The 13513-nt window shown below is 66.8% G+C and carries 13 protein-coding genes and 1 pseudogene; 9 read left to right on the top strand and 5 right to left on the bottom strand.

Annotated elements, in window-relative coordinates; all coding sequences use genetic code 11:
- Positions 1-50: 50 nt before the first annotated feature.
- Entirely contained in the window at positions 51-1328 is a 1278-nt protein-coding gene (locus tag AB3G45_RS07090; RefSeq protein WP_367829917.1) for an amino acid ABC transporter substrate-binding protein, read from the bottom strand.
- Between the two features lie 33 nt (positions 1329-1361).
- On the opposite strand from AB3G45_RS07090, the gene AB3G45_RS07085 reads away from it, so the two are divergent.
- Positions 1362-2336 carry a LacI family DNA-binding transcriptional regulator gene (locus AB3G45_RS07085; protein WP_367829916.1) on the top strand — a complete coding sequence of 325 codons (975 nt, stop codon included), beginning with the start codon at positions 1362-1364 and terminating at the stop codon, positions 2334-2336.
- 99 nt (positions 2337-2435) lie between these two features.
- On the opposite strand, the gene AB3G45_RS07080 is transcribed toward AB3G45_RS07085, so the two are convergent.
- Entirely contained in the window at positions 2436-2633 is a 198-nt protein-coding gene (locus AB3G45_RS07080) for a hypothetical protein (RefSeq protein WP_367829915.1), read from the bottom strand.
- A 44-nt stretch (positions 2634-2677) separates the two neighbouring features.
- Here AB3G45_RS07080 and AB3G45_RS07075 point away from each other — a divergent pair, with 44 nt between their 5' ends.
- Entirely contained in the window at positions 2678-2803 is a 126-nt protein-coding gene (locus tag AB3G45_RS07075; RefSeq protein ID WP_367829914.1) for a hypothetical protein, read from the top strand.
- Positions 2804-2815: 12 nt separating this feature from the next.
- Here AB3G45_RS07075 and AB3G45_RS07070 read toward each other — a convergent pair whose 3' ends face one another.
- The 3 genes and pseudogenes from AB3G45_RS07070 to AB3G45_RS07060 form a co-directional block, all read right to left on the bottom strand.
- Positions 2816-4573 carry an ABC transporter ATP-binding protein gene (locus AB3G45_RS07070; RefSeq protein ID WP_367829967.1) on the bottom strand — a complete coding sequence of 586 codons (1758 nt, stop codon included), beginning with the start codon at positions 4571-4573 and terminating at the stop codon, positions 2816-2818.
- Positions 4574-4821: 248 nt separating this feature from the next.
- A pseudogene (locus AB3G45_RS07065) lies at positions 4822-5112 on the bottom strand (ABC transporter permease); the annotation flags it as partial.
- 352 nt (positions 5113-5464) lie between these two features.
- On the bottom strand, positions 5465-6298 hold the full coding sequence (locus AB3G45_RS07060; RefSeq protein ID WP_367829913.1) for an IclR family transcriptional regulator: 834 nt from the start codon (positions 6296-6298) through the stop codon (positions 5465-5467).
- A gap of 274 nt (positions 6299-6572) precedes the next feature.
- Between AB3G45_RS07060 and AB3G45_RS07055 the strand changes: the two genes are divergently transcribed.
- Genes AB3G45_RS07055 through AB3G45_RS07025 form a run of 7 tightly spaced genes read left to right on the top strand, consistent with a single transcriptional unit; the run spans position 6573 to position 13177 of the window.
- Positions 6573-7613 (top strand): ABC transporter ATP-binding protein, encoded by a 1041-nt coding sequence (locus AB3G45_RS07055; RefSeq protein WP_367829912.1) that lies wholly within the window; start codon positions 6573-6575, stop codon positions 7611-7613.
- A 1-nt stretch (position 7614) separates the two neighbouring features.
- The gene (locus tag AB3G45_RS07050) at positions 7615-8508 is read left to right on the top strand and encodes an ABC transporter permease (RefSeq protein ID WP_367829911.1); all 894 of its coding nucleotides are present in this window, start codon (positions 7615-7617) and stop codon (positions 8506-8508) included.
- Positions 8509-8513: 5 nt separating this feature from the next.
- Positions 8514-9308 (top strand): ABC transporter permease, encoded by a 795-nt coding sequence (locus AB3G45_RS07045; RefSeq protein ID WP_367829910.1) that lies wholly within the window; start codon positions 8514-8516, stop codon positions 9306-9308.
- 5 nt (positions 9309-9313) lie between these two features.
- Positions 9314-9610, top strand: a complete 297-nt coding sequence (locus AB3G45_RS07040; protein ID WP_367829909.1) for a (2Fe-2S)-binding protein — start codon at positions 9314-9316, stop codon at positions 9608-9610.
- Positions 9607-10986: an FAD-dependent oxidoreductase gene (locus AB3G45_RS07035; protein ID WP_367829908.1), complete on the top strand. Its 1380-nt coding sequence runs from the start codon at positions 9607-9609 to the stop codon at positions 10984-10986. Before AB3G45_RS07040 ends, AB3G45_RS07035 begins: the two co-directional genes overlap by 4 nt.
- Positions 10983-12134, top strand: coding sequence for an NAD(P)/FAD-dependent oxidoreductase (locus tag AB3G45_RS07030; protein ID WP_367829907.1), 1152 nt, complete (start codon positions 10983-10985; stop codon positions 12132-12134). Before AB3G45_RS07035 ends, AB3G45_RS07030 begins: the two co-directional genes overlap by 4 nt.
- A complete protein-coding gene (locus AB3G45_RS07025; protein WP_367829906.1) occupies positions 12131-13177 on the top strand; it encodes an ABC transporter substrate-binding protein in 1047 nt (348 codons plus the stop codon). Before AB3G45_RS07030 ends, AB3G45_RS07025 begins: the two co-directional genes overlap by 4 nt.
- Positions 13178-13513: the final 336 nt, after the last annotated feature.

Below are 13513 nucleotides of genomic sequence, written 5' to 3'. Positions count from 1 at the left end.
CCGGCGACGGGAAGGATGCCCCGCCGGGCACCCTTCCGCCGCCTGTCTTCTCAGAACCCGTTCTTGGGATAGCTGAACGGCGACACGCCCTCGAACTCGCCGGTCGGGTAGACGAAGGTCAGCTTGCCGTCCTGCCACTGCGTCATGATGTGGGATTTCTCCACCGGCAGGCCGATCTCGTCCCAGGAGAAGCGGCCGAGCACCGTGCGGACGGGATCGTCCTTGGTGCGCGCGTGCAGCCACTCACCCATCTTGGCATTGTCGGTCGTACCCGCCCCGAGGATCGCCTGCTCGATGCCCTGGCAGACGGCGAACGGAATGGCGCTGTCCTCGTCCGGCTCGACATCATATTCGGCGGTGAACGCGTTGACGAAGTCGGCATTGTTGAACGGCTTGCCGGCCAGCGTGCTCTCGAACGGCACGTCCTTGTGCCAGGTGGTGTGGATAAACACGCCGTCCGCCGCTTCCTTGCCGACGCCCTCGACGAACTCCGTCTGCGCGCCCTGGCTGAGATAGACAAGCTTGGGCGTGGCGCCGACGGTCTTGAGGCTGCGCGTCAGTTGCACGGCCTCCTCCGCCGAGGCCGTCAGGCCGATGACCATCTCGGCGCCGGAGCGCTTGATCGAATTGGCAGGGTTCAGCCAGTCGTTGAACCCTTCCTCCGGCCATTTCTCCTGCATCAGGACCTCGATGCCTAGATCGGCGAGATAGCCGGGCGCGAGGTCCGCGATCTCCTTGTCGGTCGCCGGATCCGTCACCTTCTGCCCCCGCAGGCCCGCCTCGATGGCATTGGCGAAGAAGTCGTCGGCCGAGACCACGGCCGCGGTCTTCGGCGCCTCGCCCGCAGGAATGAGCTGCCTGATCACTGCGGAGACGTCCCTGCCGGTATATTCGGCGGCGTTGACCTGGAAGTAGAACAGGTTCTTGTAGCCCTGCTCGTAGATGCGCAGCGCGCCGCCCGAGGGGATGGCATGCACCATGTTGTATTTCGAAAGGATGCTGGCGACCGGGAAGGTCAGGCGGCTCGAGAAGGTGCCGTAGACGGCCTCGACCTTGTCGACATTGATGAAGCGTTCGTACTGGTTGATCGCGGTCGCCGTGTCGGACCGGTTGTCGCTGACGATCAGCTCGACCTGCCGGCCGAGGATGCCGCCGGCTTCGTTGATCAGCTTCGTGCAGAGCTCGTAGCCGCGCTTGTGTTTCTCGCCGCTGACCGACAGCCCCCCGGTAATCGGCAGCGACGCGCCGATCTTCAGGTTTTCCGCCTGCGCCGCACCGGCCGTTATCGCCGCCGCGGCCGTTGCCGCGAGCAATGTGTTCAATCTCATACGCCTTCCTCCCGTTAGCGATCGATTGCATCAGTGATCCGGGCACCCGCCATCGCGACGCCAGGATGGATTACGCGCCCGGCAGAGTTCGTCCTGCGGCGCTGCCGCTTCTCCGTCCAGGACCAATACCGGCCGAACCGCATCGCCGCGGGGCTTCGCACCAACCGCACCATGACCGTCGGCGTGATGATCCCCGACATCACCAACGTGATCTTCCCGCCGATCCTGCGCGGCATCGAAAGCGTCCTCGAGCCGCTGGGCTACGCGTCGATCATCGTCAACACCGACAGCGAGCGGGACAGGGAAAGCCGCCTCGTGGACGTTCTGCGCGACCGCGGCGTCGACGGCATCATCCACGCCGCGGTGCTCAGGAGCGATCCGTCCATCGCCCGCGCGGCGGCGGAAGGCCTGCCGGTGGTGACGCTGAACCGCATGGTCGAGAACTCGCAGATCCCCTACATCGTCAACGACGAGGATGCCGGCATCTGCGAGATGCTGCGCCATCTGCGCGATCTCGGGCATCGCGCCATCGCGCATCTCGCCGGCCCGCAGGACCTGTCGACCGGCCAGCTTCGCCTGGCCGCCTTCCGCAAGGCCGCCGCGGCCCTTTCGCTGGAATTCCGCCCGGAACTCGTGGCGACGGCCCGGCGCTTCGACGAGGAGGAGGGTGCGCGCTGCATCCGCGAACTGCTGGGGGCGGGCCGGAAATTCACCGCCGTCCTGTGCGCCAACGACCGTCTCGCGCTCGGCGCCATCGACGAGTTGCGCGAGCACGGCATCGACTGTCCGCGCGAGGTCTCGGTCACCGGCTTCAACGACATGCCGTTCCTCGAACTGATCCGCCCCAGGCTGACGACCGTCCGCATCCTCCAGCACAGCGCCGGCCGGACGGCGGCGACCGTGCTGCTGCAACTCATGAACGGCAACAACGCCGAGGACATTCCCACCGAGACGATCCTGCCGGTCGAGCTCGTCGTCCGCGAGAGCACCGCGCCGGCAGGCGCCTGACGATCTCCCTTTCCAGGACCCGGTGCGACCAGAAGCCGAAATGCGGCGCGAACGGCCGCGTTCGCCGGTTGCACGCGAGGATGCCGACGATCCGCGCGCTTACGCCTTCCCTGCCCACACGCATAGGCGGCCGGTCTGTTTGGCCGGATCGTCGTTCTCGTCCGGGTTCGGATTGGGCTCCTCGTCGGGCAGGCGATCGGGCTCCGGCTCCTTGATCGGCGGCGTCGGCTCACCGAGCGGGGGAAGGTCGGGCACCGGGTTCGGGCCGGGATTGGGTTCATTCGGAATGATCGCCATGGCGGGCTCCTTGCAGGTTGGACCGGATCGAGAATGTCGCCCCCATGATCTTCGTGCTGTCATCGGACATCGCACTTGCTCTTCTTCGGGGGATCAGGTTGCAACGCGGCAAGGGAAGAATGGTTTCAGGCGCGACCTTCACCGCCGACTTGGAGATCGCGGCACCGTAGGCGCGCCGCGGGTCAGACCGGCCTCTGGAGAGAATGAACGGAGCCGCTGTCGGCCTGGACCGCCTGAAGATTGCGGTAGCGCCCGTTCTTCCTGGCGATGAGGTCCGCGTGGCTGCCGCTTTCGACGATGCGGCCGTCATCGACGACGAGGATTCGGTCGGCATTCGCGATGGTCGCGAGACGGTGGGCGATGACGAGCGTCGTGCGGCCGGCCGAAAGTTCGGCAAGGGATTGCTGGATGGCGCGCTCCGTCTCCGTGTCGAGCGCCGAGGTCGCCTCGTCGAGGATGAGGATCGGCGGGTTCTTCAGGAAGATGCGGGCGATGGCGAGGCGCTGCTTCTGCCCGCCGGAGAGTTTCACCCCGCGCTCGCCGATCAGGGTATCGAGGCCGTCGGGCAGGCCGGCGATCACGTCGTCGAGACGCGCGCGGCGGGCGGCCTCGACGATCTCCGCCTCGCTCGCCTCCAGCCGGCCATAGGCGATGTTCTCGCGGATCGTGCCGGCGAACAGGAAGACGTCCTGCTGCACGATGCCGATATTGGAGCGCAGCGATTTCAGCGTCATGTCGCGGATGTCGATGCCGTCGATGCTGATCGCCCCGCCCGTCACCTCGTAGAAGCGCGGCAACAGCGAGCAGATCGTCGTCTTGCCGGCGCCCGACGGGCCGACGAAGGCGATCGTCTCGCCCGCCCGCACGGCAAGGTCTAGCCCGTCGAAGACCGACCGGTCGGAACGATAGCCGAAGCCGACGCCGCGGTATTCGATATCGCCGGCTAGCCGTCCGACCTCCCGGGCATCCTCGCGGTCCCTGATGTCGGGCTCGGTGTCGAGGAACTGCGTGTAGCGCGTGAAGCCGGCGATGCCCTTGGGATAGGTCTCGATGATCGAGTTGATCTTGTCGATCGGCCGGAAGAACACCCCGACCAAGAGCAGGAAGCCGACGAAGCCGCCGGCCGAAAGCTCGCCGCGCGTGACGAACCAGGCGCCCGCCAGCATCACCACCACCTGCACGAAGCGCATGGAAAGGTAGGAGAGCGACATGGAGGCGGCCATCACCTTGTAGGCCTGAAGCTTGGTGACGAGGTAGTTGCGGTTGCTCTCGGCAAAGAGCCGGCGTTCGTGATCCTCGTTGGCGAAGGCCTGCACGACGCGGATGCCGCCGACATTCTCCTCAATGCGGGCGTTGAAATCGGCGACGCGGCCGTAGATCGCGTGCCAGGTCGTGGTCATGCGCACGCCGTAATGGGTGGTGACGAAGGCCGTCAGCGGGACGATGACGGCGGTGATCAGCGCCAGCGGCACATGCACCCAGAGCATGAGGAGGAAGGCGCCGATCAGCGTCATGATGGCGATGAAGAGATCCTCCGGCCCGTGATGGGCCACCTCGCCGATCTCTTCCAGATCCTTGGTCAGGCGCGCCACGAGATGGCCCGTCTTCTGGTTGTCGAAGAAGCCGAAGGAGAGCTTCTGCAGATGGTCGAAGGCCTTGCGGCGCATCTCGGCCTCGATGCGGATGCCCAGCATGTGGCCCCAATAGGTGACGATGACCTGCAGGCCGGCATTGACGACATAGATCAGGAACAGGCCGACGGCGGCGAGCGCGATGAGATCGAGCCGGCCGGTCGGCAGCAGGCGGTCGATGAACAGCGTCACCGCCACGGGAAACGCTAGTTCCAAGAGGCCCGCGATCACCGCGGAGGAGAAATCCAGCGCGAACAGGCCGCGGTGCGGGCGGTAGTAGGACGCAAAACGCTTCAGGAGATCGGGCATCGGCAGGCAGGCTTTCGGTGGGGCGTTCATGAGATAAGACGGTCGACGGCGCCGCTTCTACCACACCTGCTGCACTTTTTTTCAAGGCCGGGCAGTTTTTACACGCTTTCGGCACGACCGACGGTGCCCGGAAACCGGTCTCCCCTTCGCCTCCCGCGCGCCTGGGAGAGCCTGGCCGCTTCGCGCGCGTCCTCGCGCAGAAGCGTGCGGACCGCGCTTTCGGCCTCGCCGCCGGGCTCCAGCGTCACGACCCGGAAGAGTGCTCCCGCGGCAATGATGAAAAGGCCGAGAACGGCGAGCTGCGACGTGCTCGGGATGCCGACGAGGATCATCACGTTGTTGACCAGCGTGATCAGGATGACGTCGAGCACGGTGCCGGAACCGCCGGTGATCCGCGCGCCGCCGACGATCACGGCGGCGATGACGTCCAGTTCCGATCCCGCAAGGTCGAACGGGTTGGCGAGGCGGTTGCTGGCGACGGCAAAAATGGCACGGCCCATCAGCGTGCGGTTGAGCAGGAACCAGGTCGCGACGATGGCGGACCGGATCGCCCGGATTGACGATATCCTCCATCACAGGCGTTCATCGGTGACCGGATCGAGGCTTGTCCAGAACGGCCCTTCGAGCGGGGTCTTCAGGACCGACGGTTGATCTCGTCCAGCGTTGCCTGCGGATCGATATAGGCGAAGAGTTCGGGATGTACCCACTTCGCCAGCGCCTCGAAGGTTATGAAGTTCAGTGGTGATCTCATCAGATGCGAGTCGAGCGCATGGACGCGGCCGTTGCGTATCCCGGCTCCTGCTTCGGCGTTTCGAGCGATGTCGTACCCTGCACCGTGCTACGCGGCCGGCCGAACATGCTTCGTATGCATCCTGCTTCGTGGAACACGCCTCATCCCCGGTTGGCGAGAGCTTGGCCGGGATAACGCAGGCTCGGATCGAACGGGCTCAGCTTGCCCGATATGATCGACGCTTCCTTGCGCAGGAGCTCGGTCACCGTCGCAAGGCGCTTTTCCGTCAGGCGGGAGGCGAGCGTGCCGATGCTGAAGGCGGCGACGGCCTCGCCGTTGCGGTCGAGGATGGGCACGCCGATGCCCGCCATGCCGTCGATCATGTTGAAATTGAAGGTCGCGCAGCCGGTGCGGCGCACCTCCTCGATCAGGATGCGCAGGTCCACCTCGTCGACGGCGGACTTGTCGAGGATGCGCGGCATGTTGAAGCGGATGATTGCCTCGCGCTCCTCCTCCGGCAGGAAGGACAGGATCGCGAGACTGCCCTGACCGATGCCGAGCGGCACCTTGCCGCCGATATCGCCGGTGAACGAGCGGATCGGGAAGGGCCCCTCGACACGGTCGAGGCAGACCGCATCGAAATTGCTGCGCACGAGCAGGAACACGGTATCGTTGAAGGTTGCCGAAAGCCGCAGAAGCGAGGGCCGGGCAAGACTGAGGATGCCGTCACGCTGGCGGGCCTGCGCGGCCATGGCGAAGAATTCCAGCGACAGCGCATAGGCCTTGCGATCCGGCAACTGCTCCACGAGGTCCTCGGCAATCAGCGTCTTCAGCAGCCGGTGGGTCGAGGGCTGGCTGAGATCGAGCACACGGGCGAGATCGATCAGCCGCATGCCGCCCTCACCCGCCTCGGCAAGCCCCTTCAGGATATGGATCGCCTTGACGAGACTCGTATTGATCGACGGGCCGGATTTCGGTTTCCCCGCTTCGTCCATTGCTGCATCTCCGATAAATTCCGTATTTCAGAAGAAATATACAAAATATTTCGTATCCAGGAATTACAATTTGTCATAGGTCGGAATTTCTGCCAGCAATTCCGGCCAGAGGAATATTCACCACATAGGGATTGCAGCGCACGGAACGGCAACGTCCGCGGCCCGGTTGCCGTGCGCCCGCGTCATGGCAACCGGCACGTCCGTCGCAAGCCCCGGCAGCAAGCAGGGCGCCGGCCCCGCCTGGGAGCGGCAGGTCAATCCAGAGGGAGACGCAATGAGCTTTTTGACGCTTTCCGGAATTTCCCGCCGCTACGGCTCCTTCATGGCCGTCGACGATTTCAACATCGGGATCGAGAAGGGCGAGTTCATCTCGCTGCTCGGCCCGTCGGGCTGCGGCAAGACGACGACGTTGCAGATGATCGCCGGCCTCGTGCCGCCGAGCGCGGGCACCATCACACTCGACGGGCGCGACATCACACGACTCGCGCCCGCCCGGCGGGAACTGGGCGTGGTGTTCCAGAGCTACGCGCTCTTCCCGCACATGACGGTGGCGCAGAATGTCAGCTTCGGGCTGGAAATGCGCAAGGTCGCCAGGGCCGAGCGCGAGAAGCGCGTGCGCGAGGTGCTGGAACTCGTCCATCTCACGCCCCTTTGCGAGCGCTACCCCCGCGAAATGTCCGGCGGCCAGCGCCAGCGCGTGGCGATCGCCCGCGCGCTCGCCGTCGATCCGCCGGTGCTGCTTCTCGACGAGCCCCTCTCGGCGCTCGACGCGCAGTTGCGCGAGGAGATGCAGTTCGAGCTGCGCCGCATCCAGCGCACCGTCGGCATCACCACCATCATGGTCACGCACGATCAGGCGGAAGCCCTGTCGATCAGCGACCGCATCGTCGTCATGGAGCGCGGCGTGATCACGCAGATCGACGCGCCCTACCGGCTCTACGAGCACCCGCACAACCATTTCATCTCCAATTTCGTCGGCAAGTCCAACTTCCTGAAGGGCAAGGCCGAGGGCGGCGCGATCTGCGTTTCCGACACCGCCATCCGCTTCCCCGCCGAGGCGGGCGACGGCGCTGTCTCCGTCTTCATCCGTCCGGAGAAGCTGAAGCTGGTGGGGGCCGAGGCCGGTCTCGTCTCCGGCACGGTCTCCACGCGCTATTTCATGGGCAGCCAGTGGCTGCTCGGCGTGACGACGCCGGCCGGCACGCTGTCGGTCGCGCTGCCCAACCTCGGCAACCCGCCGCCGGCCGAGGGCACGCCCGTCGGCCTTTCCTGGGACCATGCGGATTGTCGCATCCTGCCGGCGAAGGCGCGCTGAGATGACCGCCGCCGCTCTTTCGCAAGCCCCCACGGGCGAGGAGAAGACACCGCGCAACTTCGCGCCCCTCCTGCTCGCCGGTCCCTCCACGCTGCTGTTCTTCGCGCTGGTGCTCGTGCCGCTGGCGCTGACCGTCATCCTCTCCTTCAACGTCTATACCTATGAGAAGGGTATCGAGGACGGCTATACGCTCGCCAATTACACGCAGGTGCTGACGGACGGCTATTATCTGTCGATCTTCTGGCGCACGCTGCGGCTGGCGCTGGTCACGACGGTCATCGCCGTCGCGCTCGGCGTGCCGGAGGCCTACATCCTCTCCAACATGCGCAAGCCCTGGCGCTCGATCTTCCTGCTCGTCATCATCGGCCCGCTGCTGGTCTCGGTCGTGGTGCGCACCTTCGGCTGGAGCATGCTGCTCGGCCGCAACGGCCTCGTCAACGGCGTGCTCGATTTCCTCGGCCTGCCGACGACGCAGATCCTCTACAGCGAGACGGCCATCGTCATCGGCCTCGTCCATATCATGCTGCCCTTCATGGTCATCCCGGTCTGGACCGTGCTGCAGAAGCTCGACCCCTCCGTGGAGGCGGCGGCGCTGACGCTCGGCGCCTCGCGCTTCACGGCGCTACGCCGCGTCGTCTTCCCGCAGGCCGTGCTCGGCATCCTCTCGGGCAGCCTCATCGTCTTCGCGCTTTCGGCCAGCTCCTTCGCCATTCCGGGCCTGCTCGGCGGCCGGCGGCTGAAGATGGCGGCGACGGTGGTCTACGACGAGTTCCTGATCGAGCTGAACTGGCCGCTCGGCGCGGCCATCGCCATCATCGTGCTGGTGGCGAACCTCGTCATCATGGTCGCCTACAACCGCCTGCTCGAAGGGCAGGCCAAAAAGAAGCTGGGGTAAGCGCCATGGTCAGGAACGGTCCCTTCGCCCTGCTCTTCCACACGCTGGTCGTGATCTTCATGCTGGCGCCGATGGCGGTGGTCTGCCTCGTCGCCTTCACGCCGGAGAACACGCTCGCCATGCCGTGGAACGGCCTGTCGCTGCGCTGGTTCGAAGCCGTCTTCGCGCATAACGACTTCATGACCTCCTTCTTCAACAGCGTGAAGCTCGCGCTGTTCTCGGCGACCTTCGCCACGCTGCTGGCGGTGCCCTCGGGCCTTGCCATCGCGCAATACGACTTCCGCGGCCGCGACGCCTTGAACGCGCTCTTCCTGTCGCCGCTGATCATCCCGCATCTGGTGCTCGGCGTCGCCTTCCTGCGGCTGTTCTCGCTGATGGGCTTCACGGGGTCCTTCGCCTGGCTGGTCGCCGCGCACACCATCGTCGTGACACCCTATGCGCTGCGCCTCGTCCTCGCTTCGCTCGGCAGCATGGACCGCAATGCCGAGAACGCCGCGCGCACGCTGGGCGCGTCCGAATGGACGGTGTTCTCCCGCATCACCCTGCCGCTCCTGATCCCGGGCTTGAGCGGTGGCTGGCTGCTCGCCTTCATCAACAGCTTCGACGAGCTGACCATGTCGATCTTCGTCACCTCGCCCTCGACGGTGACGCTGCCGGTGCGCATGTACATGTATGCCAGCGAATCCATCGACCCGATGATGGCCTCCGTCTCGGCGCTGATGATCCTCGTGGCCACCGTCACCATGCTGATCATCGACCGTCTGTTCGGTCTCGACCGGCTGCTGGTGGGCAAGGGCTGACGGCGGTGACGGGTCTCGCACAGTTCCGCCGGCGCTACCGTCTCGACGAAGCGCCGGTGCCCTTCACCCTCGACGGCGCGCCCTTTGCAGGCCGCCGCGGCGACACGGTGCTGACGGCGATCCTCTCGGTCACGGGCAGTCTGCGCCGCACCGAGTTCACCGGCGAGCCGCGCGCCGGCTTCTGCCTCATCGGCGCGTGCCAGGACTGCCACGTCCTGACTGCCGACGGCCGGCGCCTGCGCGCCTGCACCACCCTGCTCGAACCGGGCATGGCCTTCGTCACCGCCGGAGCCATGGCATGAGCGCGCTTCCCCCCATCATCGTCGGCGCAGGGCCGGCGGGCGTGCGCGCAGCCGAGACGCTGGTGAAGGCGGGGCTGCGTCCCGTCGTGCTGGACGAGGGTTTTCGCGCCGGCGGGCAGATCTACCGCCGTCCGCCGGTGGAGGACGGACGCGGCTACCGCGCCCGCTACGGCTCCGAAGCCCGCCGCGCCGAGGCGCTGCACAAGACCTTCGACGCGCTCGCCGGCGCAATCGACTACCGGCCGGAAACGCTGGTCTGGAACGTCTCCCGCGACGGTGGCGACCGCCTCGACCTGCTCTCGACCGGCGCGCATGGCGAATTGCCCTTCACCCACCTGCTCCTCGCCACCGGCGCAACGGACCGGGTGCTGCCCTTCCCCGGCTGGACGATGCCCGGCGTCTATACGCTGGGCGCCGCCCAGACGGCGCTGAAGGCGCAGGGCTGCACGGTCGGCGAGCGCATCGTCTTCATGGGTTCCGGCCCGCTGCTCTATCTCGTCGCCTGGCAATATGCGAAGGCCGGCGCGACGGTCGCCGCCGTGCTCGACACAGCGTCCTTCTCCGCGAAAATTCACCTCGCACATCTGGCCTTGCATGCGCCGCGCATCGTCGCGCTCGGAGCATCCTATGGGCTGCGGCTGATGCTTGCCGGCGTGCCGATCCGCTACGGCGTGCGTCCCGTGCGCGTCGAGGGCGAGGCCCGTGTCGAAGGCCTGCGCTACACGAGCGGCGGGAAGAGCCGCACGGTCGCATGCGATGCGCTGGCCTATGGTTTCGCGCTCAGGCCGGAGACGCAGCTTGCCGATCTCGCCGGCTGCGCCTTCCGCTTCGAGCCGCGCGACCGCGCCTGGCTTCCCGCGGCGGACAGCCTCGGCCGCACCGGCCGGGCCGGCGTCTACGTGGCCGGCGACGGGGCGGGCATCGCCGGGGCCGATGCGGCGGAGATCCGCGGAAAACTCGCCGCCATGGCGCTGCTCGCCGACCTCGGCCGCCCGGTGGACGTGGCCGAGCGAACCCGTCTCTCCCGCGCGCTCGACGGCATCTACCGGGAGCGGCAATTGCTGGAAAAGGCCTTCCCCTTCCCCGCCGACTGGTTCGAGACAGTCGATCCCGACACGGCGCTCTGCCGTTGCGAGGAGATCCGCCTCGGCGAAGCGGTCGACGCGATCACGAGCGGCAAGGCTGCCGAGATCAACCGGCTGAAGGCGCTGACCCGTGTCGGCATGGGCCGTTGCCAGGGCCGCATGTGCGCGGCCGCCGCCGCCGAGCTGCTCTGCGGCCTGCGCCGGGACACGCCGGCCGCGATGGGGCGGCTGCGCGCGCAGGCCCCCGTGAAGCCCATTCCGCTGGGCTTCGTCGGGGAGGAGCGGCCATGACGACACGGCTTCAGGCGGATGTGGCCATCGTCGGCGGCGGCATCGTCGGCGGCTCGGCGGCTCTGTTCCTGCGCGAGGCCGGCCTTTCCGTCGTCCTGATCGACAAGGGTTTTTGCGGCGCGCAGGCGAGCGGCGTCAATTACGGCGGCGTGCGCCGGCAGGGCCGCGCGCCGGAACAGCTTCCGCTCGCCGAGCGCTCGCACGCGCTCTGGGGCCGGCTCGGCGAACTGATCGGCATCGACGGCGAATATGTCCGCAGCGGCCACCTGAAGCTCGCGCGCACGCCGGAGCATTTCGCGCGGCTGGAGGCCTATGCGGCCCTCGTGCGCCCGCTCGGGCTGGAGCTGGAGCTCATCGGCGGCAACGCCGTCCGGGAGCGCCTGCCCTGGCTGACCGGCGACGTGGCAGGAGCCTCGCTTTGCCGCGACGACGGGCAGGCCAATCCCCGCCTCGTCGCCCCCGCCTTCGCCCGAGCAGCCCGCGCCAGAGGCGCGACCGTCTTGGAAAACACCCCCGTCCACGCGGCGGAGACCACCGGCGGCGGCTTCGGGCTGCTTGCCGGCGACGGTATCGAGATCCAGGCGCGCCTGCTCTTCAACTGCGCAGGAGCCTGGGCCGACCGTTTCGCCGCCGGCTTCGGCGAGCCGGTGCCGCTCGCCCGCATCTATCCCTCGATGGTCGTCACCGAGCCCCTGCCCTTCCGCCTGCCGGTGAGCCTCGGCGAAGAGGGCGGCGGCTTCTACGGCCGGCAGGTGGCGCGCGGCAATTACATCATGGGCGGCGGGCGCGGCAGCGCGCTGGAAAACCCGGATTTTTCCCGTCCCTCCGTCACGGCGGCGGCCTCGGTGATGCGGCGCGCCATCGACCTTTTCCCGCACCTGCAGCACGCGCAGGTCATCCGCTTCTGGTCCGGCACGGAAGCGGAGATGCCCGACCACAACCCGGTGATCGGCGCAAGCGCGCGCGTGCCGGGTCTCTTCCACGCCTTCGGCTTCTGCGGCGCCGGTTTCCAGACCGGGCCGGCCGTGGGCGCGGTTCTCAGCGATCTGGCCGTGAAGGGCGAGACGGAGACGCCGATCTCGGCCTTCTCCATCGCGCGTTTCGCGGCCGGGACATCCGATCATCAACCCCAAGGAGGAACAGCATGAAGACCCTTACCATACTCACCGCCGCCACCCTGGCGCTGGCCGCGACCACGTCGCTCGCCTCGGCCGAGACGAAGACGCTCTATATCGGCATGAACGGCGGCAACTTCGAGCGCGCCTATACCGAGCACGTCCTGCCCGATTTCGAGAAGGCCAACGACGTGAAGGTCGTCGTCGTGCCCGGCACCTCGGCCGACATCCTCGCCAAGGCGACGGCGCAGAAGGACAATCCGCAGATGCACGTCATGCTGCTCGACGACGGCGTGATGGTGCGCGCCATCGGCGCGGGCCTGTGCCAGAAGATCGCCGACGATCCGGTGCTCGCCGACGTCCAGCCGGCCGCCCGCCTCAAGGACGACATGGCGGTCGGCGTCGACATGGGCATGACGGGGCTCGCCTACAACAAGAAGCTCTTCGACGAGAACGGCTGGGCCGCGCCCACCTCCTGGATGGACCTCGCCGACGAGAAATTCGCCAATGCCGTGGTGTTCCAGTCGGCGTCGGCCTCCACCTTCGGCCTGCACGCCTTCCTGATGTTCAACCGCATCCAGGGCGGCGACGAGAAGAACGTCGAGCCGGGCTTCGAGAAATTCGCCGACTTGATCGGCAGGAACGTGCTGGAATTCATCCCCTCCTCGGCCAAGATCTCCGAAATGGTGCAGACGGGCGAGGCCGCGATCTTCCCGCTGACCCCGACGGGCGTCGCCAACCTGAAGGACAAGGGCATTCCGGTCGAATACGCCCAGCCGAAGGAAGGCTCCATCGTGCTCGCCGTCACCGAATGCGTGCTGGCCGGCAACAGCGAGCCCGAACTGAGCCAAAAGCTCGCTCATTACCTCCTCTCGCCCGAGGCGCAGAGCAAGGCGCTAGACCACGGCAACATCATCCCCTCCAACGAGAAGGCCAAGGCCGGAACGCCCGAGGCCCAGGCCAAGCTTGACGCCTTCCGCGGCTACATGAAGACGGCCAACACGCTGGACTGGGACGCCGTCAACGAGAAGCGACAGGAATGGAATAGCCGCTGGAACAGGACGATCGAGCGCTAAGGACTTTCGCTCTTCCTGCGTGACGCGCCGGCTTCTGAGGAGGTCGGCGCGTCACGATCATCACCTCCTCTGCCTCGGTCAGGACGGTCGAGCGCGGCTCCGTCGAGGTCTTCGACCGTTCCCCGTTTCCGCCATTCGGCGACCGTCTTGGGGTTGATGCCGAGTTGCCGAGTCAGGTTGCGCGAGCATTGCCGGCCATCGTGCGAACCGCCAGGCATTGGCCAATGCTGACGGACCTCAACCTGAACCTTCCGCGATCGTTCTACATGATCGCCAAAGAGCGGAGCGTGGCGCGGACGGCCGCTCGGCTCAATATGATCCAACCCTCTGTCAGCC

This window comes from Shinella sp. S4-D37, from assembly GCF_040812195.1.
In the GTDB taxonomy this organism is placed as follows: Bacteria; Pseudomonadota; Alphaproteobacteria; order Rhizobiales; family Rhizobiaceae; genus Shinella.
The sequence above is the reverse complement of the archived record's forward strand: the minus strand, read 5'-3'. Positions and strand labels throughout refer to the sequence as shown.

Excerpts from the sequence above, each read along its gene's own strand:
- AB3G45_RS07090 (WP_367829917.1), bottom strand. The coding sequence starts at position 1,328 with ATGAGATTGAACACATTGCTCGCGGCAACGGCCGCGGCGGCGATAACG.
- AB3G45_RS07080 (WP_367829915.1), bottom strand. The coding sequence starts at position 2,633 with ATGGCGATCATTCCGAATGAACCCAATCCCGGCCCGAACCCGGTGCCC.
- AB3G45_RS07075 (WP_367829914.1), top strand. The coding sequence starts at position 2,678 with ATGATCTTCGTGCTGTCATCGGACATCGCACTTGCTCTTCTTCGGGGG.
- AB3G45_RS07070 (WP_367829967.1), bottom strand. The coding sequence starts at position 4,573 with ATGCCCGATCTCCTGAAGCGTTTTGCGTCCTACTACCGCCCGCACCGC.
- AB3G45_RS07060 (WP_367829913.1), bottom strand. The coding sequence starts at position 6,298 with ATGGACGAAGCGGGGAAACCGAAATCCGGCCCGTCGATCAATACGAGT.
- AB3G45_RS07055 (WP_367829912.1), top strand. The coding sequence starts at position 6,573 with ATGAGCTTTTTGACGCTTTCCGGAATTTCCCGCCGCTACGGCTCCTTC.
- AB3G45_RS07050 (WP_367829911.1), top strand. The coding sequence starts at position 7,615 with ATGACCGCCGCCGCTCTTTCGCAAGCCCCCACGGGCGAGGAGAAGACA.
- AB3G45_RS07045 (WP_367829910.1), top strand. The coding sequence starts at position 8,514 with ATGGTCAGGAACGGTCCCTTCGCCCTGCTCTTCCACACGCTGGTCGTG.
- AB3G45_RS07035 (WP_367829908.1), top strand. The coding sequence starts at position 9,607 with ATGAGCGCGCTTCCCCCCATCATCGTCGGCGCAGGGCCGGCGGGCGTG.
- AB3G45_RS07030 (WP_367829907.1), top strand. The coding sequence starts at position 10,983 with ATGACGACACGGCTTCAGGCGGATGTGGCCATCGTCGGCGGCGGCATC.
- AB3G45_RS07025 (WP_367829906.1), top strand. The coding sequence starts at position 12,131 with ATGAAGACCCTTACCATACTCACCGCCGCCACCCTGGCGCTGGCCGCG.